The following is a 19,583-nucleotide window of genomic DNA, read 5'->3' on the forward strand; positions in this document are numbered from 1 at the left end:
ATGAATAAGCATAAAAAAAAGTCTAATTGAATTCATTAGACTTTTTTATGCTTGAAGAAAACTATCTTACCAACCAATGGGTGGTGGAGCATCCGTATCTTCACCTCCACCAACTTCTCCAGGAGCAGGCATTTCTTCTGTTTCCTCTTCGCTATCGTCCTTAGGAAATTCCCTCAACAACACCGTTTTATTGGTGGTGACTATGGTTTCATTATTGTTATTGACAAACGTATTGATAAAACCTAATTGTAAACTTCGTGAACCCAATCCATAAAACTTATAATTATAAGTGGTTGTCCTTCTGTCAGGAAGAGTAACGGTCATATTATCTCCATCGATTGTAAATGGATATGTTATGGTCGATATCGTATTCTTATTTGAATCCTTATCTCTATCATAGGTAGTAATTACAAAAGAATTGCCTGAAAAGGTTATGGTTTTATAATATTTATTATAAACATCGGACCTTTTATACATTTTATAATACCTTGATACCAATTCATCACGCTTAGTAGACTCCTCTAGTATTGCCCTGATGTACCATTCCCCATCCATCGTGACAATATCTTGTTCCTTCTGGCAGGAAGAAAAAGCAATTGATGCTGAAGCCAGTAAAGTAATAAAGACTTTTTTCATAAATAGTTAATTGATTCTAAAACAAATATAGGAAAAATATTCTAATATAGATTTAAATCAATTTATCATAATACTCTTTATTAGCGAGTTAGATTAATATTTTTTGTTAAGATTTTTCTAAATAACGTGAACAGTTTTTCAGGATTAGCCAAAATAGATTAATTAATTCATCTATTTAAATTAGACATTTTCATAAATAGATTTGAAATAACCAATTGAAAGTAACCAGACTTTTATAATTTTTTACTTATTCACGTGTTATGAGATGAATCCCGTAAAATGATTTCTGGCTTCAAAATGAGCTGTTCTGGAACTAATTCAGGATTAACTTTTGTTTGAACAACCTTCATCAATTCTTAAACAGCAGTTCTTTCCATTTCAATAGCAGGTTGTACGATACATGACAAAGGTGGATTCAAGGACTCCGCAAATAACAGATTGGCAAAGCCAATCACGCTCACATCCTGCGGCACTTTTTTACCTAATTGATGTAAAACTCCCAAACTATTTACAGTCAATGTATCTGTTATTCCTAACAATCCAATGGGTTGATCAAACTCCTTTAGTTTTCGTTCCAACATCAGCTTAAGGTTGTTCATCAATTCTTTGGATTCCTGACCATGATTGATCTGTATGATATGTTCATGATAGAAAGGGATCTTAAAATCCTGCAAAGCTTTTTTATAGCCTAAGATTCTTGTGCTGTTAACGCCTAAATTTTTTCCTGCAAGGACTAGAATTTCCTTTCTCCCGTTTTCCAACAGATGCCTTGTGGCTTGATATGCACCAAATTCACTATCCACACCAATCTTTGGGGAATCCAGTTCAAAATCTATCCGGTCCACCAGGACTAAATGCACTTGTTTTTTCGATTGTTTTAAATAAGAGATACTGCTATTTGCACTTGGTGCAATGATAATTCCATCGATATTCTGTTGGATTAAGGCTTGGAGGCATTCCTTCTCTATCTTTTCATTTTCGCGGCTCTGCATAAAATCAGATTCACGTTATATTCAAGAGCCGTTTGTTGGGCACCTTCTAGGATCTGTGACTGGAACGCACTGGAAAGGTAGGGAATGATCAAACCAATGGAATTACTTTTCCCTGTTTTAAGTCCTTTCGCTGCCAAATTAGGTTTATAATCAAATTTTTTGGCAGCTTGCGAACCCGCTCCTTGGTTTCCTCACTGATTTCATAGCTATCATTTAAGGCCCCCGAGATACCGTAGAAACGGACAATTCCAAGTATTCTTCTAAAGCCTTAAGTGTCATTTTACTCATAGATCCTTCCTCCAACCCATTGTTTTCAGGAACAAGATAACCAATTTATGTTTAACAATTAGCAAATAAATTCCTGGAACAATTCCTTTCTCCACAGTATCTCAATTAGAGAGGAACATCTTAAGGGATTAAGCTAAAAAAAAGACTTTTTTGCTCCCCCAAAAGGGTTATTTAAGAATAAAATAATATCCAAAATTTCCCCAAAATTAACCAATAAGGTTATATTTGGGGAATATTCCGTAATAAATCAGGTTCAAAATCGTTGTAATAGATGGATTTCTGAGCATGTATTTGTTTATGGAATGCTAAAAAAACTTATATCTACAAACACTTAAAAAAAGTTCAATCAAAATTGACATTATGAGTAAGAAAAAAGACAATTCAAGATGGTTGCATGTTGCCATTTCTTGGGGAGCGAGTATTGTAATTATTGGTGTAATGTTCAAGATCCTTCATATCGGTGGATCATTGGCGAATTACATCATCGGTATCGGCCTAACGGTTGAGGCCTTATTATTCTTTTTAATGGGTTTCAACCCACCGCCAGCAGAACCAGATTGGGCTAAGGTTTATCCAGAATTGGATGACAACTTCCAAGGTGAATTGCCAAACAGATCCGTTCAGGTTGTAAACCAACAATCAGGAGCATCTGCTACTGCAGCATTGGACAAAATGTTCTCGGACGCACAGATCGAACCAGCAACAATCGAAAACCTGGGCAGGGGATTGCGTGATTTTGGCGAAAAAGTTTCCGCCATCAACCGTATTTCTGATGTGTCTTTGGCAACTGATGAATTTGCACAGAAATTACGCTTAGCTACTTCCAAATTTGATGGTCTAAGTGTTGCTTTTGAAAAAGCATCGGCTAATTTGGTGGCCTTGTCCAATACCAATTCTGATACCAGCAATTATCAAGAACAGGTAACTCAATTAACCAGTAACCTGCGTCAATTGAACAGTATGTATGAAAAAGAACTGCGCGAATCGTCTTCGCACTTGCAGTCCATGAATAGTTTCTATGAGAATTTAAGCTTTACGATGAAAAACTTCAACGAGTCTATTGATGATTCCAAAGCATTCAAAGATGAAGTGAACAAGTTGGCGAAAAACCTGAATGCATTAAATGCTATCTATGGCAATATGTTGACAGCCATGAACCAACCTAGAGTATAATTCATCCACGTAAAACTTAAAACCTACAAAATGGCATTAGGAAGAGAGACGCCAAGGCAGCGGATGATCAATATCTTGTATTTGGTCTTGCTAGCCCTGCTTGCATTAAATGTACCGGATTCCATATTGGATGCATTCAAGAACATCAACAACAGTTTAGAAACATCCAAATCGAATGTTAACAATTCGGTTCAGCAATTATTTACCGCTTTTGAAAGCACCAAATTAAAAGATGAGCCTGGACGTGCAAAGCCAATCTATGATAAGGCAAAAAGCGCATCCGCCATCATCAACGACCTTAATCAGTACATCAACAGTATTAAAGAAGAATTCGTCAATCAAGGCGGAGGATATGACGAGAATACGGGAGATCTGAAAATGCGCGAGAATGAAGATATCGCTGTAAATATGATGATCAACCAAAAGAAGGGTACAGAACTAAAGGATAAAATAAACCAAACAAGAGCAAAACTATTGGCCTTATTAACACCAGAAGAACAGAAATCTGTTTCGTTCTCCTTAGAGGCAAATGACCCAGAAAAACCGGTGAACGGGAAACGTAAATGGGAGGAAATCAATTTTGGAAGCGGAACGCCTTTGACAGCTGCGATGACCATCTTGACAAAGATTCAAACAGATGCCCAAAATGCAGAATCTGACATGGTAAAACTGATCTTGGGCAAAATGGACCAAGCGGTAGTGAACTTGGATAAGTTTGCAGCGGTTGCTGTTGCTCCAACCTCCTACTTGGTACAAGGTCAACCTTATACAGCAGAAGTATTCTTGACGGCATCCGATTCCAAATCACAGCCGAGCATCAGTGTCAATGGTGCTAATCTGGACGTGCAGGATGGAAAAGGTATCTACCGAGTAAACACCAGCCAAGAAGGGATCTTTACCTGGTCGGGTATCATTAAAGTGAAGCAAACCGATGGTTCGATTAAGGAATACCGTACGCCAGCACAGACCTACCAAGTTTCGAGACCTTCGGCAGTAGTATCTCCGGATAAGATGAACGTATTGTATATTGGCGTTAACAACCCTATTTCGGTTTCGGCACCAGGAACACCAACCAATAAAATCAAGGTGAGCATGAGTGGTGGAAGCCTTTCAGGAAGCGGCGGGAAGTATAATGTCCGTGTAAGTTCTCCTGGAACAGCGAAGATCACGGTATCGGCAGAAGTAGCTCCGGGTAAGAATCAGATATTAAGTTCTACGGATTTCCGTGTGAAACGTATCCCTGATCCTATCGCTCAGTTTGCCGGTAAAACGGGTGGATCCATGCCAACCGTATCGATCAAGGCTCAGAATGCCATTTTTGCTAAATTGGATAACTTTGATTTTGACGCATCCTTCAAGGTGACCAAATTCTCCTTGATCATTGCGAAACCAAGGGCGGATGCGATTGTGTTGTCCACCTCCGGAAACCAATTGAGTTCTTCCATGCGCTCGGCCATCAATGGTATTGGACCTGGAACAAGGGTTATCTTCGATAATATTATCGCAGTAGGACCTGATGGAACACCAAGACAATTGAATGCAGTTGCACTGACTGCTAATTAATAGCAGATAAAACATAAAAAAACGCCAACCATAATTGAATGGTTGGCGTTTTTTTTATATGTATTTTTTAATAGGTTCCTTCCTGTAATTGTTGCTGTTGCTCTTGGAGCTGTTGTTGCAATTGCTGTTCTCTCTGCTCTCTTCTTAAACGCTGTTGCTGCTCTTCCTGCTGCAATTGTTCTTTCAGCCGTTTCTCTTCCTCCTCCAGTTTAAGATCCTGCTCATGCCCTTCTAAATTCTCTGACTTTACCCCTTTTGGATTCTTCCAAAGTTTCTTTTTATAGGCTTCCAATTTATCCTCGATGGCTTGTGAACCATCCATCATGGTACTATCTGCACTAGCCAATTCAGCCTGTTGCAACATACCTGGTGAGGATTCGCGGATGATCTTACTTGCAAATTTACGCTGAACAAACAAGTCATCCATCGTCATATCATACAGCCCCTTATCCGGATCGGAAACATCGACCTTTACCAGGGCATAACGTAACTGTGGGAAATACAACCAGAATGCTGGAGTGGAACCTACAGAAGTCGCCAATTCTGCAGAGGTGGTAATATCCATCAGTGGCGCCACGCCAATAATACGTGTTTCCAATCTTCCTCTTTGCTTATCAAAGAAAATATCCTCTTTGATACGGAATTTGGTCACGCGCTCAGGATTGAACTCATTCAGGGTCATCCTGGAGTCGATCTGATTACCTTCATCATCAAAAATCGGAACGAGAACACTGTCTGCAAATCTTGCCATACCTTCTCTGGCGGAAAGCTTTCCTTTGAAGGAATCATCCTCAGGACTATATGGTGTTAATTTACCTTGCTCAATAGATTTCATGATCACTTCCATTAAGGAATTGCCTGGAACCGCATATATAAAATTACGATCATCTTTCAGATCAATATCACGCCATACCCGTTTGTAAAAACGGATATTCTTTACGTTCACTTCCGGAAAAGCAAAAGGAACCGCATCCTCCAGGTTATTCACTTGGAAGAAACCATCCGTAGTCGGAATGGTATCCATTAGCGGTTCTCCCTGAACCACCGTTTGGGTCTGAATAGTCTGCAATGCCGTACTATCAGGTATGGTATCAATCGTTTGGGCGATCAATGGGCTAACTCCCATTGTAACTACCACTAACATAAGCCATTTTTTCATCTTACAAATCATTTTAATCATCAACAGGCCTTATTAATATTTTCTGGTCTTACTTTGCGAAGTAGGCATTTCAAATGCCGACATCACACAACGGAATCCAATATAGGAATGTGGTTCGTAATCCACGGAATAGTTACGGGTTTCGCTGTTCAGCTGCTCACCGTTATCTTTCCATGATCCGCCGCGTACCACTTTACGTTTAAGAGCATCTGCATCATCCTCATCTGCATCATATAATAATACCGGGTTCAGGTCGTTCACAAACGCTACAGCCGACGGACTGAAGGCATCCAATGTCCATTCTGAAACATTACCTGCCATATTATAAATGCCAAAAGCATTCGGTTGGTAGGATTTTACCGGCAATGTAAAGGTTGCTCCATCCCTGGAATAAGTACCCTCGCCTTGCTTATAGTTGACGGCCAATTTCTCTTTTCCATTATCGCCATCAATGGTCATTCTTTTACCCACGATAGTATCTCTAGGATCGATCTTACCTTCAGCAGCATATTGCCATTGTGCTTCGGTAGGCAAACTGAATGTCAATTGATAACCGCTCAAATACGAATTCTTCATCACATTGGCCATCATTTCCTTTCCTCTCCAATCGGTAAAGGCGCGGGCTTGGCGCCAGGTAACCCCGATTACCGGATAGTAATCAAATGATTGGTGCGTGAAGTAATTTGCATCCAAAGAGGTAAGCTGCGCATTCGGGAAATCTTTTGACCAGATATCTTCTGCTGGCATAATGGAAACGGTTTCCGTAACATATTCCTTTTTAAGATTCCCTTTTGTTTTCAGGTAGGAAAATCGGTATTGCACGATTTCTGGATTCAGGGCTCTGTTCGAACCTTTCAATTCCAACATAGGCGCCAATTTCTCCGCAATTACGGGATCCTTACTTTTCCAAAGTGGAGAAATACGTTTCACCTTTTTCCAATCGATACGTTTGCTTGTACCATCTTCACTTGCGATATCCAAAAAGTATTGATCATCCTGTAGATAATCGGTAACAGCGATGGAATCGGCTACCCAATTCACGAACTCACGGTATTGTTTGTTGGTCACCTCCGTTTCGTCAATAAAGAATGCACTAAGACTCACATTCTTACCAACATTTCCGCTATCTAATGACCCTTTGAACAGAATTGTACCGGACGGAACATACACCATACCCGGAGGCGCTGGTAGTTTCCCTCCCTTAAAGGCAGATACCTTAGGTGCATTGTATAGGTTTCCAGATGAGGAACATCCGACGACACCTACCAATATAGCCAAGCAAAATGTGCTATAAAGCTGACTTAGGAACAGTCTTTTCATATTATCTATTTATTGTTGTTGTTTTGTTATTTATATATCTGATCAGCAAATTATCCTATTATTTTCTGTGGAATAGCGCGTATTTCAATCCTAGGGAAATGTATGAATATTGATCGTTCCTTTTATTAACAACCGCATCTAAGTTATCCTTTGTCGTGATGGTATGTTGATAATTGATATTCACCGCCCACTGTGGTCCATATAAGGTTCTTCCAATAGGAATATCGATTCCGACATTTACCGGAACAACAAAATGAAATCCGGTAAGATCATCGGAGATATGACCTCCTTGAGAAATAACTCCAGCTTCATATTCTGGAGTGATGCTGGCTTCAATTTTATTTTTCATGAATCCTGCTCCGGCCCCTAGGTATACATTGGCTAAAATTTTATTAAAAGTACTGGCTTGAAGGTTATAATAGCTGTAATTGTCGGACAGATTCATGAATTGACCAGCTCTTACTTTTGCATTTGCATTAAATGCCCAATAATCATTTTTGAATTCACTTAAATATCCATGACCTTTTAGTACTCCTCTTTCAGCATGTACACCGACCGACACAAAAGGGGTAATCAACCCATCAACATCAATATGGCCTGCGAATTGTGCTTCTACGTTTGCTAGATCTGTTAGGTTGATGGTAGGACCTCCGCCAATTCCCACGCTGATTGGGCGCGTAAATTGTGCTTGAGCGGATTTAAAGCTACATGCAGCTAGGACAAGTAACGAAAAAATGGTTTTTTTCATATTTCGGAATTATTTATTATTAAAAAACTTACTTTATTAAAGGAGATGCAATTTACACCCATTTATTGTAAGTTCTATAAATTAGCGATACAATTTTATACAGTAAAAAAATTATCGCCAATTCTTGCAACAAGAATCTTACCAAAAAAGATTATTTTAACAGTTGTTAAATAATAGTTAAAAACTATTTGGTTTTTTTTGTAAAAAAATCAACAATTAATAGTTGGCTACAACGGGAATGGCCTGCGTATTTGGGTGTAAAAAAATGATTAGAACTTATTTTTTGAAGTTAAATTTATTTTTCAAGACTGTTCGATATAGCAATCTCAGACACAGGTGGAAAAGGTCGATTTGGCTCCAGGTTCAATCCTGAATATGAAGGTTTCATTTACACGGTAGTGGCAAATTCTTGCGAACATAAAATAACCTCAGGTTCTCATTTAAGGGCAATGAAGACCTAACCATAATATTAAACCGTGAAAACTATGAGCTTTCAATATGGACAGTCCCGAAACCAAAGCCCTGAACCAGTGGCATATGGCCTCTTCAATTAGGGGGATGTCCACCTATGTGGAATTCTTCCCCCATTTGGAGGAGATGATTAAAAATTTAAGCTTTTTCTAAAAAGATCCGAAAACCGGAAATAAGGTGTTCGAGAAATTATCCCCAAGGATCGTCGAAAATGAATTCGCTTATAATACCATAAGTTATAACTACATGCCTAGACAAGCACATCCGGATAAGGAAGAGTTTACCAGTTATTACCAGAATTTCAATACCGGTAAACATCTGACCTGTCAACAGCTAATTTTACCATTTGGAGATCGTTTTTTGACTATATTGCTGATGGAAAAAAAAAAGAGGAAAAGGGATATTAGATGAAGAAAACCGACTCAATTCAATTCTTTCGGATGTTCTGAAATGGTAATTTATTGCATCAAAAATAGAAAAGGCTCGATCGATGTAAGAATTCCATTAAGTAAAACAGCTAACCAAAAGTACTTGACACTGCCGGAACAATTCAAACTGACTGAAACCATGGTAACAAAACTTGCCAAAACAAAAACTGGCATTACTGTGGAAAGTTTCAGTTATTCCGATGTAAATGGTAAAAATGTAGCACCAAAGGATTTAAAAGGGAAAGTTGTGTTAATAGATCTTTTGGCGACATGGTGTGGTCCATGTCTTGCACAAGAACCCCATTGGAAAAAAATTTATGAAGAATACAAAGATAAAGGCGTTGCATTTGTTGGCATATCAATCGACAAAAATAATAGCAAATGAAAAACCCATGGGAAGGAAAAAAAAACACAAAGGTAATCCAACTGCATTCAGGAGTTGAAAATGTATTATCAGTTGCTTATAAAGTAGATGGCATCCCCTGTTACATCCTTATCGACAAAGCTGGAAACTTGATCGCTGCAGATAGCCCACGTCCATCAGATCCTAAACTTAAGGAAACTATTGGAAATCTGGATAAAGAAATAAGTTTGTTGTTTGTTACATAATAGTTGTGGAGGTGTCTTAGGGTGACTCCTTTTTTATTATCTTTATACAAAACAACATCCTATGAACCTAAGAGAAGAAATTGTCAGGAATTATATACAGGCATACAATAATTTTGACGTAGAAGGAATGGTACAGCATTTTTCAGAAGATGTCGTATTTGAAAATATCCAGAATGGGGTAACCACCGACTCTCTGGAAGGGATTGAGGCTTTTAAAGAGCAGGCAGAATCCGCTAAATCTTTCTTCGAAGACCGCGAACAGGTCATATCCGAATTGCATGAATCCTCTAACCTGATTGAAGTCCGCATCCTATATACCGCAAGCCTAGCTATGGATATTTCCGATACCATGAAACAAGGCGATAAGATTGAATTGGCCGGAAAGTCCTATTTCTATTTCAATGATCAGAATCAAGTGGTAAAATTACAGGACCTTAGTTGATTGTAAGATCTTGTAATTATAAAAAGTATCTTTTGATTAGAAAGCATCCACCACTGCATTCACAAATTCGATTTCATCATCCGTAAGGTTGATGTTCATGCTCTTCGCGTTTTCAACAGCTTGCTGTGCATTCCTTGCTCCTGCTAAGGCGATGGTTATTCCGGGACGTTCTACTGTCCATCGTAGTACCAATTGACTCAATGTTACCCCCTTATCATCTGCCAAAGGTTTGATTCTTTCCAAAAGGATATTGGTCCTATCGATGAAATCTGGTTGGAAGTGCGGCAGATTAGCCCGATGATCTCCTGACTTAAAGCTATATCCCGGATGTATCTTTCCCGTCAAAAGACCACGCTCTAAAGGGCTATAAGCCAAAACAGCTTTATTCTGTTTGATGCAGTAAGGAATGGTTTCTTCTTCCACCCCACGGTTAACCATACTAAAAGGAATCTGGTTGGAAACAAGGTTGAGGGTTCTGCCTGCCTCTTCCATCAATTTCGCATCATAATTACATACCCCGGCATATCGTACCTTTCCTTGTTCGATCAATCTTCCTACTGCCTCAAAAGTCTCATCCAAGGGCGTGATAGAATCCGGCCAGTGGATCTGATAAAGATCGATATAGTCCGTTCCTAAGCGTTTTAAACTCTGTTCACACTCATAGATCACACTATCCTTTCCAGCGAACTTATAGATTTCGATCGCTTCCTCCTGATTGTTCTTGCTATGGAAGGCAAAAGCCCCTTCTGCAAAATCCCAACGCATCCCAAATTTGGTCAACAATTGGACCTCATCTCTCCTAAAGTCCTTAATGGCCTCTCCAACAATCTCTTCACTAGTACCCTGACCATAAATTGGAGCAGTATCAATAGAGGTAACCCCCAGGTCATAGGCGGCACGGATGGCTTCTATAGCATCATTTCTGTCCGTACTTCCCCACATCCATCCTCCTGCCGCCCAAGCACCAAAGGTAATCACCGAGACACTTAAATCACTGTTCTCTAATAACCTGTATTCCATCATGTTAAATTTTAAAGTCTATAACTAATCAACGTTTAAATAAGAGAATCCTGTATCCTGATCCCGTAAAAAATCACTTTTTAGCACAATAAATCTCATCCAACAATTCATAGAGCTCTGGATGGTCTGCCTTCAGCATTTTAGGTTTTTGAAAGAAATATTCAGAAACAACTGCTAAGAATTCACCGTTATTAGTAGCTTCATAATCACGGATATCAGATTTATTCCTTCGGATTTCTGAGATCGTTTGTTCCATTTCTTCCATCCAAGGCTGTATCAGTTCTTTAGGAATCAAATATTCAGGCACGCCATCCACTTCACCATCCGCTTTATCAATTAAATGTACAAATTCATGGATGGCCGTATTGCTATCCGAATTCTTGGAGAATCCAGAAAGTAACGCTGGTAAGGAAAGAATCATCTTTCTGTGCATTACACCATCACCGACCATGCCGAGGATGTTTCGCTTAGCTTCCTGTGTATTGTACTTTTCATTAAAAGTTCCTGGATAGATCAATACTTCATCAAGGTATTCATAAGACCAGGTTTCAAAATGGAACAAAGGGATAGTAGCACTTGCCGCCACCAATACCCGATGTTCATCGGTAATAACCGAACCTTTCTCTGCTGATATCTTCGTGGTATGCAAAAAATAAACCACCCGTTTCAAGAATACATCCTGTTGGGCAGGTTTTAAATTCTTAAAAAACCTCACCCTATCCAACAATACCTCACGGATAGATCCTTCTTCAGGAATTATGGGAGTTACAACCCGTTTGTTGCCCACATTTTTCCATACAAAATAAATCAATACATCACCAATCACAAAGATTAAGATCAGCATCAAAACCTCCTGTCCGTCCATCCTATTTAAACTTAAGTCCAACCAATTCCTGAATTACCATACGAATATACTTGATTTCCATTGTCAATAAAACACAAAGAGCCGCCAAAAGGCAGCTCTTTGCTAAATATATTTTTGAAAGGGGATGATCTTACATCATTCCACCCATACCGCCACCCATTGGAGGTCCACCAGCACCTACTGGGTTCTCTTCAGGTTCATCAGCCAATACACATTCTGTTGTCAATAACATCGAAGCAACAGAAGCTGCGTTTTCTAAAGCAACACGAGAAACTTTAGTAGGATCGATTACACCTGCTGCGATCAAGTTCTCAAACTTGTCAGTACGCGCATTGTATCCGAAATCTGCAGTTCCTTCTTTTACCTTTTGAACGATCACCGCACCTTCGATACCAGCATTCGCACAGATTTGGCGTAATGGCTCTTCGATAGCACGTTTGATGATGTCAATACCGATGTTCTCATCCTCGTTGTCACCTCTAAGATCTGTCAAAGCCTCTGTAGCACGGATGAAAGCAACACCACCACCTGCAACGATACCTTCTTCAACTGCTGCACGAGTAGCATGTAGGGCATCATCAACGCGGTCCTTCTTCTCTTTCATTTCTACCTCTGTAGTTGCACCTACATAAAGTACCGCAACACCACCAGATAATTTAGCTAAACGCTCTTGAAGTTTCTCACGATCGTAATCAGAAGTAGTAGTTTCAATGTTGGCACGGATCTGGGCTACACGACCTTTGATATCTTCTGCATTACCTGAACCATTGATAATCGTAGTATTGTCCTTATCAACAACTACTTTTTCTGCTTGTCCCAAGTAAGATAATTCTGCATTCTCTAATTTGAAACCTCTTTCTTCAGAGATCACAGTACCACCAGTAAGGATAGCGATATCCTCTAACATCGCTTTACGACGGTCACCAAATCCTGGAGCTTTAACAGCTGCCACTTTCAGTGATCCACGGATTTTGTTAACTACCAACGTAGCTAAAGCTTCTCCGTCCAGATCCTCAGCGATGATCAACAATGGTTTACCAGTTTGAACTTGTTTTTCCAATACTGGCAACAATTCTTTCATGTTGCTTATTTTCTTGTCGTAGATTAAGATATAAGGGTTATCCAACTCTGCTTCCATTTTATCAGAGTTCGTAACGAAATATGGAGAAAGGTAACCACGGTCGAATTGCATACCTTCTACCGTTCTTACTTCAGTTTCAGTACCTTTTGCTTCTTCAACAGTAATTACTCCGTCGTTTCCTACTTTTTCCATAGCTTCAGCGATCAATGAACCGATTACTTCGTCATTGTTTGCAGAGATAGAAGCTACTTGTTTGATTTTATTGTTGTCGGCACCAACTACTTGAGATTGCGATCTCAAGTTAGCCACGACTGCAGAAACAGCCTTATCGATACCACGTTTCAAATCCATTGGGTTAGCACCTGCTGCTACGGATTTGATACCTGGCGCTACGATAGCCTGTGCCAATACTGTTGCTGTAGTGGTACCATCACCTGCTTGATCTGCGGTTTTTGAAGCTACTTCTTTGACCATTTGAGCACCCATGTTTTCCAATGGATCTTTCAAATCGATTTCCTTCGCAACAGAAACACCATCTTTTGTAATAGCTGGTGAACCAAATTTCTTCTCAATAATTACATTACGACCTTTTGGACCTAATGTTACTTTTACGGCATTCGCCAATGTATCAACACCCTTTTTCAGGGAATCACGCGCTTCTACGTTATATTTTACTTGTTTTGCCATTTCTATTTGACTATTATTTTTAAAGATTTAAGTAGATTGATTTAAAGAACTGCGTAAATATCTGCTTCACGCATAATTAAATATTCTTTCCCTTCGTAAGTAATTTCAGTACCTGCATATTTACCGTACAATACTTTATCACCTACCTGTACCGTCAAAGGCTCTTCTGGTTTACCTGAACCTACTGCTACGATTGTTCCTTGGGATGGTTTTTCTTTCGCAGTATCAGGTATATAGATTCCAGACGCTGTCTTTTCTTCCGCTGGAGAAGGTTCTACTACCACTCTGTCTCCAATAGGTTTAATACTTAATGCCATAATTGTATATCAGTTTTTTATGTTTAAATGTATAATCATTGTTAGGGCATCACGAACTATGCCAATCCAAATTACTAATCTTTTTGTGTCAAAATAACATTTTTAAACCATTTTGTTGACAGTTTAAGTAAAATAATGATGTCAGGATGTCACTAATTGGTAAGGATTAAAAGCATAAAAAAAATCCCTGTCTAAGCCAGACAGGGATCATATTTCTTATACGAAGGGTAACCTTATTTTGTAGAGTCAGCAGCTGCTGGCGTCTGTGTTGTAGGAACAGTAGCCGGTGGAGTTGCTGATGGGTTCAAGTTCAACGATGGAGTTTGAACTGGTGCTTCGATCTGATCGCCAAGACCATTACCTGAACCAGCTGATGGGCCCAAAATATTGATCGCCACACAGAAAACCATTAAAGCAATGATCAACACCCAAGTACCTTTTTCCAATATATCACCTGTACGTTGTACACCGATCAGGTTTGCTCCCCCAGAGAATCCTGATGATAAACCGCCACCTTTAGGGTTTTGGATTAACACAAATAATGCTAACAATAAACTCGCTAGAATAATTAGGATAATAAATAAAATGTCCATTTTTATATTTCTTTTATAACTTTTGTTCTAATTCTTTAATTCGGGCCGCAAAGTACGATTTTTTTTCTGGATTCTCTGAAATTAATTTTCTAAATACCGAAATCGATTTTTCATACATTCCCTGCGATTCATAGATATTCGCCAGTGTCTCTGTAACGACTGAAAGTTGATCCTCTGAACTTCTACGAGCCTTATTTTCGGTATTGATGCTTTCTGCTCTGGGAGGTTGAATCTGAGGTTCTTCACGGATAAATTTCTCGATCACCTCATCGGTAGGCTCATTCGAACGGAATTCGATCGTCTCCTTTTTATAAGGCTCACTCAATTTATCCTCGGGATTCTGCAAGTGAAAAATGTTCTCACGTATCTGCTGATCTAGGATCGCCTCGTCCAATTTCTTAGGATCAAACTGTCCATTTTGGGACTTGGGTAATACCGGAGATACAAATGGCTGATAGGTTTCTGCATGCTCCAATCGTGTTTTGTACAACCACCAACGGAAGCTATAAGGCATCAGCTCATCATTATATAAACTGACATCCTCCTCCCTATGCGTGCCTTCCAGTTTCTCTACAGCAACTTCAACATCTTCCTCATCCTCATCCAATGGAACATCTTCCTCTTCATCTACTTCTGGAAATGCAGATTCTATATTATATGCTGCGGGAGGATCAAAAAAATTTTCTTCAACTTCTGCCTCTACCTCCTCATCCAAAACTTCTTCTTCCAAAAATCCCTCACCCAGAACTTCTTCTTCCAATACCACTTCTTCCTGCTCATCCTCGGATGTATACTCTTCGAAAGCGATATAATCATCCGATACCGCTTCCAATTCTGGAATCTGTGCAACAGGTTTCTGCAGATAATCCCTTAGCCAAAAGGAATTATACGCATACATTAATGTTTTCTGTTTATCTACAGGTAAATTCTCCAGATTTTTCTTACGCTCATGCGCAAAAATTATAGGCTGGGAAAATGGATATTTCGAAAGTAACTGTTGAAAATCAACCTCACTCACTTCCAAGGGATTCTCCAGGGCCTTTCTAAATACTTGTCGTAGATCCATAGGTTGATATATTTGACTACCAGTTATTAAATGCTTTATTAAAGATATCCTCGGTAAGTGCTTTTACAATCTCCGCGTTCAATTGCGTTTCCTGATTTGAAACTTCTCCACGGAACTCTTTGAACTGCGTAAATGATTCCTCGAAATCACTCTTTCCAGTATCATCTTTACGGTTCGTAAATTTCACTTTAACCGTGATGGAAAGTCTGTTCATGGCTGCACGATCCGACCCCGCTTCAACTGCCGCTGGCGTGATCGAGTAATTGGTAATCGTACCATCAAACTGGGTATCTCCATCTTGGTTCACCTGGCTCAATCGGGATTGCGAGCGGATCCGCTCCTTCAATCCTTCCGTCATGGTCTGACTTAGGGTTGCTGAAACCATTGGTGAAATATTCTCAAAGAATGTTACGGTATAGGTCTTTACATTTTCAGGAATCGAACTACCCTTCAAACTATACGAAACCCCACATGCATTGATGATCAGTAGCATGCCGATTGACATTAAAAACGTAATAACTGTTCCTTTTATTTTGAACATGACGAATATCTTAATCTAGGTTTAAATCCTTAATCTTTCTGTACAAGGTACGTTCCGAAATACCCAGTTCCTGTGCCGCGGCCTTCCTTTTACCCTTATGCTTCTTCAATGCCTTTTTTATCAAATCAGATTCCTTATCCATCAAGGATAATGATTCCTCTTCTACCTCTTCCACATCCTGGGTATCATACAGGTAATCGTTGGACGAAGGATTCTGCTGATTCGGGTTATGGATGGTAATGGTTGGATTCTGTACCGGATTATATTCCTCAGAAACCAAAGCCGCTGTATTCGGTCTTACTTCTTGGTATAATTGATTGATATAAGGTGAATGTTGTTCGATCGTACCTGGGTTGAATCCTTTTTGAATAAGCTCCACCACCAGTTTCTTCAGATCAACCATATCCTTTTTCATATCAAAGAGCACTTTGTACAACAGGTCTCTTTCCGAAAAATTATCCTTATTGCTGTCTTTGATTGCCATTGGCAAAGAACTGCTGGCTTCTACCGGCAAATATTGGCTCAATATTTTGGCATCCACCACCCGCTCTTTTTCCAGAACGGCAATCTGTTCCGCAATATTCTTCAATTGCCTCACATTCCCTGGCCAAGAATAATTCTTTAACAATTCCTGGGCATCCTCTGTCAATTGTATACCCGGTGTCCGATATTTATCCGCGAAATCTACTACAAACTTGCGGAACAATAAATAGATATCCTCCTTGCGCTCGCGCAATGGTGGAATATATAATGGAACAGTGTTTAAGCGATAATATAGATCTTCACGGAACTTCCCTTTTTTAACGGCCTCAAAAACATCCACATTGGTGGCTGCAATAACGCGTACATTGGTTTTCTGAACCTTCGATGATCCTACGCGGATATATTCTCCAGACTCCAGAACACGCAATAAACGGGCCTGGGTTCCCAATGGCAATTCCCCTACCTCATCCAAGAAGATGGTACCACCATCAACAACTTCAAAATACCCCTTACGGGCTTCGTGCGCTCCGGTAAAGGATCCTTTCTCATGTCCGAACAATTCCGAATCGATCGTACCTTCTGGGATTGCTCCACAGTTTACTGCGATGAATTGTCCATGTTTCCTGGAACTTAATTGATGGATGATATGGGAGAACACCTCCTTACCCGATCCACTCTCTCCTTGAATCAACACCGATATATCAGTTGGTGCGACTTGTCGCGCAATATCTATTGCACGATTTAACAATGGAGAGTTTCCAATTATGCCAAATCTATTCTTAATATCCTGATTATCCATGCTTTAAAATTGTGATTATGGAGAAGAATTAGTCTACAATCCTACCGATTAATGTAGCTGAAGTACAACTCTCTCCCAATACGTTTACATAGTCACCCACCTTGTAGCGTGCATCTACTGGGAAAACAACCATCGTATTTTGGTCATTACGACCACAAAAATCCTTATCCGAACGTTTTGAAAATCCTTCGATCAAGACCTTATGCACTTTACCGACAAATTTCTCCAAACGGTACAGGCTGTGACTTCTCTGCAGGTCGACAACCTCCGTCAAACGACGTTTCTTCACCTCCTCAGGAATATCATCCTCATAGCGTTTGGCTGCTAATGTACCCGGGCGTTCCGAATAGGCGAACATATAGGCGAAATCATATTTCACATAATCCATCATGGATAGTGTTTCCTGATGTTCTTCCTCAGTTTCAGTACAGAAACCGGTGATCACATCGGTAGAGATCCCACATTCGGGGATGATCCTGCGGATGGCATCCACACGCTCCATATACCATTCTCGATCATAGGTACGGTTCATCAGATCCAATACCCGCGAGTTACCCGATTGTACAGGTAGGTGAATATATTTACAGATATTTTCATATTTAACCATCGTATACAACACCTCATCGGTAATATCCTTCGGATGGGAAGTCGAGAACCTGATTCTTAATTCAGGGCTTACTTCAGCAACCAATGCCAATAATTGTGCAAAATTGATGGTTTCTTTAGGCTCCTCGCCTTCTGCAACAGCAGGGGTATATTTATACGAGTCCACATTCTGACCCAATAGGGTAATCTCTTTATATCCAGCACGGAAAAGATCTTCTGCTTCTTTTACAATAGAAACTGCATCTCTGCTACGCTCTCTCCCGCGTGTAAAAGGAACGACACAGAAAGAACACATATTATCACATCCACGCATGATGGAAATGAAAGCAGAAATCCCATTTGTATTTAAACGGACTGGATTGATATCGGCATAGGTTTCTTCACGAGAAAGCAGTACATTCACCGCTCTTCCACCATCATCGACCTTATCGATCAAGTTTGGAAGATCACGATAGGCATCTGGACCCACAACTACATCTACCAATTTCTCCTCTTCCAGGAATTTGGCTTTTAATCGTTCGGCCATACAGCCCAAAACACCTACGATCATACCAGGGTTCTTTGCCTTGGCAGATTCAAATTCCTTTAGTCTATTACGAACGCGTTGTTCTGCATTCTCCCGAATAGAACAGGTATTGATAAATACCACATCGGCATCCCTGTAATCCTTTGTCGCTTCAAATCCCTTCTCGATCAGGATCGACGCCACAATCTCACTATCGGAAAAATTCATCTGACATCCGTAACTCTCAATATAAAGTTTTCGGCCAGTTGATTGTCCCGTAGGAACCATATCCAAAGCCTCGCCTTGGCGAGCCTCATCGTGCGTCTTCGTTGTATGTGATAACTCTAACATAGTCAATTTTCAAAGACTACAAAGTTAGTAATAAAAAGCTAATTTGATGACAGTTTGTCAGCAATGACTAAAATTTAACAAAGATTTATGCAAAAAAAATAGGGCAACAAAATATGCTGCCCTATGAAATATATCGGATTAAATTTATTGCGCTGCTTCTTTTTTAGCTTCTTCTTGCATTTTCTTAGATGCAACAATAACAATCTCTACACGACGGTTTTCCGCTCTACCTGCTTCGGTATCATTTGAAGCAATTGGCTCAGAGAAGTTTTTACCTTCAGTTCTGATACGAGAACCTGCTAAACCTTGAGATACTGCATATGATTTTACAGATGCTGCACGTCCATTAGAAACTTTTTGGTTTGCTGCCAATGTACCTACGTTATCTGTATGACCTAATACTAAAATTTCTGTATCCGGCTCTTTGTTCAAAGTTTCCACCAATTTCGCGATGTTATCTTTCGCAGTTGATTTTAAAGCGGTACTGTTGAAGTCAAATAAAATACCAGAATCGAATTTCACTAAGATACCTTCACCAACTTGTTCTACTTCAGCACCAGCAACGGTATTTTCGATTTCTTTAGCTTGCTTGTCCATTTTCTTACCGATCAATGTACCAGCTGCACCACCGATTACCGCACCAGCGATCGCACCTACTGCTGTGTTACCAGCTTTACCTCCAATTAAGGCACCAATTGCACCACCCGCAGTTGTACCGATTACGGCACCTTTAGTAGTATTGCTTGTATTTTGGATGGTTGAACAACTTGCGAACAACATTGCTGAAGTTGCTACTGTTAATCCATAAACTGCTAATCTTTTATTCATTTTCATAACCAA

The 19,583-nt window shown here is 39.8% G+C and carries 20 protein-coding genes; 5 read left to right on the forward strand and 15 right to left on the reverse strand.

The features are described 5' to 3' along the window. Positions 1-66: 66 nt before the first annotated feature. On the reverse strand, positions 67-636 hold the full coding sequence (locus CRJ00_RS08625; RefSeq protein ID WP_099366471.1) for a hypothetical protein: 570 nt from the start codon (positions 634-636) through the stop codon (positions 67-69). A gap of 356 nt (positions 637-992) precedes the next feature. After that, positions 993-1,628: a substrate-binding domain-containing protein gene (locus CRJ00_RS08630; RefSeq protein WP_099366472.1), complete on the reverse strand. Its 636-nt coding sequence runs from the start codon at positions 1,626-1,628 to the stop codon at positions 993-995. A 648-nt stretch (positions 1,629-2,276) separates the two neighbouring features. On the opposite strand from CRJ00_RS08630, the gene gldL reads away from it, so the two are divergent. Then, positions 2,277-3,089, forward strand: coding sequence for a T9SS inner membrane protein PorL/GldL (gene gldL / locus CRJ00_RS08635; RefSeq protein ID WP_099366473.1), 813 nt, complete (start codon positions 2,277-2,279; stop codon positions 3,087-3,089). 30 nt (positions 3,090-3,119) lie between these two features. Further along, complete coding sequence (gene gldM, locus CRJ00_RS08640) at positions 3,120-4,652, forward strand: type IX secretion system protein PorM/GldM (RefSeq protein WP_099366474.1); 1,533 nt, start codon at positions 3,120-3,122, stop codon at positions 4,650-4,652. 67 nt (positions 4,653-4,719) lie between these two features. On the opposite strand, the gene gldN is transcribed toward gldM, so the two are convergent. Genes gldN through CRJ00_RS08655 form a run of 3 tightly spaced genes read right to left on the reverse strand, consistent with a single transcriptional unit; the run spans position 4,720 to position 7,879 of the window. After that, entirely contained in the window at positions 4,720-5,811 is a 1,092-nt protein-coding gene (gldN, locus tag CRJ00_RS08645) for a type IX secretion system protein PorN/GldN (RefSeq protein WP_180268458.1), read from the reverse strand. Positions 5,812-5,844: 33 nt separating this feature from the next. Continuing rightward, positions 5,845-7,131 carry an SUMF1/EgtB/PvdO family nonheme iron enzyme gene (locus CRJ00_RS08650; protein ID WP_099366476.1) on the reverse strand — a complete coding sequence of 429 codons (1,287 nt, stop codon included), beginning with the start codon at positions 7,129-7,131 and terminating at the stop codon, positions 5,845-5,847. Between the two features lie 58 nt (positions 7,132-7,189). After that, entirely contained in the window at positions 7,190-7,879 is a 690-nt protein-coding gene (locus CRJ00_RS08655) for an outer membrane beta-barrel protein (RefSeq protein ID WP_099366477.1), read from the reverse strand. Between the two features lie 921 nt (positions 7,880-8,800). Between CRJ00_RS08655 and CRJ00_RS08665 the strand changes: the two genes are divergently transcribed. The 3 genes from CRJ00_RS08665 to CRJ00_RS08675 all read left to right on the forward strand — a co-directional run bounded on the left by CRJ00_RS08665 (position 8,801) and on the right by CRJ00_RS08675 (position 9,829). After that, a complete protein-coding gene (locus CRJ00_RS08665; RefSeq protein WP_099366479.1) occupies positions 8,801-9,163 on the forward strand; it encodes a TlpA family protein disulfide reductase in 363 nt (120 codons plus the stop codon). Next, positions 9,160-9,387, forward strand: coding sequence for a TlpA family protein disulfide reductase (locus CRJ00_RS08670; RefSeq protein ID WP_099366480.1), 228 nt, complete (start codon positions 9,160-9,162; stop codon positions 9,385-9,387). The genes CRJ00_RS08665 and CRJ00_RS08670 overlap by 4 nt, the downstream gene beginning before the upstream one ends. 61 nt (positions 9,388-9,448) lie before the next feature. Next, positions 9,449-9,829 carry a nuclear transport factor 2 family protein gene (locus CRJ00_RS08675; RefSeq protein ID WP_099366481.1) on the forward strand — a complete coding sequence of 127 codons (381 nt, stop codon included), beginning with the start codon at positions 9,449-9,451 and terminating at the stop codon, positions 9,827-9,829. A 36-nt stretch (positions 9,830-9,865) separates the two neighbouring features. Here CRJ00_RS08675 and CRJ00_RS08680 read toward each other — a convergent pair whose 3' ends face one another. The 10 genes from CRJ00_RS08680 to CRJ00_RS08725 all read right to left on the reverse strand — a co-directional run bounded on the left by CRJ00_RS08680 (position 9,866) and on the right by CRJ00_RS08725 (position 19,577). Beyond that, complete coding sequence (locus CRJ00_RS08680) at positions 9,866-10,852, reverse strand: aldo/keto reductase (protein ID WP_306473107.1); 987 nt, start codon at positions 10,850-10,852, stop codon at positions 9,866-9,868. Between the two features lie 70 nt (positions 10,853-10,922). Further along, a complete protein-coding gene (locus CRJ00_RS08685; protein WP_099366482.1) occupies positions 10,923-11,714 on the reverse strand; it encodes a zinc-dependent peptidase in 792 nt (263 codons plus the stop codon). Positions 11,715-11,844: 130 nt separating this feature from the next. After that, positions 11,845-13,482: a chaperonin GroEL gene (gene groL / locus CRJ00_RS08690; RefSeq protein WP_099366483.1), complete on the reverse strand. Its 1,638-nt coding sequence runs from the start codon at positions 13,480-13,482 to the stop codon at positions 11,845-11,847. Positions 13,483-13,523: 41 nt separating this feature from the next. Beyond that, complete coding sequence (locus CRJ00_RS08695; protein ID WP_099366484.1) at positions 13,524-13,799, reverse strand: co-chaperone GroES; 276 nt, start codon at positions 13,797-13,799, stop codon at positions 13,524-13,526. A 233-nt stretch (positions 13,800-14,032) separates the two neighbouring features. After that, on the reverse strand, positions 14,033-14,392 hold the full coding sequence (gene secG, locus CRJ00_RS08700; protein WP_099366485.1) for a preprotein translocase subunit SecG: 360 nt from the start codon (positions 14,390-14,392) through the stop codon (positions 14,033-14,035). Positions 14,393-14,405: 13 nt separating this feature from the next. Continuing rightward, positions 14,406-15,458: a hypothetical protein gene (locus CRJ00_RS08705; protein ID WP_099366486.1), complete on the reverse strand. Its 1,053-nt coding sequence runs from the start codon at positions 15,456-15,458 to the stop codon at positions 14,406-14,408. 16 nt (positions 15,459-15,474) lie between these two features. Further along, the gene (locus CRJ00_RS08710; RefSeq protein ID WP_099366487.1) at positions 15,475-15,999 is read right to left on the reverse strand and encodes an LptE family protein; all 525 of its coding nucleotides are present in this window, start codon (positions 15,997-15,999) and stop codon (positions 15,475-15,477) included. A 10-nt stretch (positions 16,000-16,009) separates the two neighbouring features. Beyond that, the gene (locus tag CRJ00_RS08715; RefSeq protein WP_099366488.1) at positions 16,010-17,281 is read right to left on the reverse strand and encodes a sigma 54-interacting transcriptional regulator; all 1,272 of its coding nucleotides are present in this window, start codon (positions 17,279-17,281) and stop codon (positions 16,010-16,012) included. Positions 17,282-17,309: 28 nt separating this feature from the next. Next, complete coding sequence (gene miaB / locus CRJ00_RS08720) at positions 17,310-18,743, reverse strand: tRNA (N6-isopentenyl adenosine(37)-C2)-methylthiotransferase MiaB (RefSeq protein ID WP_099366489.1); 1,434 nt, start codon at positions 18,741-18,743, stop codon at positions 17,310-17,312. Positions 18,744-18,887: 144 nt separating this feature from the next. Continuing rightward, positions 18,888-19,577, reverse strand: a complete 690-nt coding sequence (locus CRJ00_RS08725) for an OmpA family protein (RefSeq protein WP_180268459.1) — start codon at positions 19,575-19,577, stop codon at positions 18,888-18,890. Between the last annotated feature and the right edge of the window lie 6 nt (positions 19,578-19,583).

Origin of the sequence: Sphingobacterium sp. 1.A.4 (assembly GCF_002734245.1) — a bacterium.
Lineage (GTDB): Bacteria > Bacteroidota > Bacteroidia > Sphingobacteriales > Sphingobacteriaceae > Sphingobacterium > Sphingobacterium tenebrionis.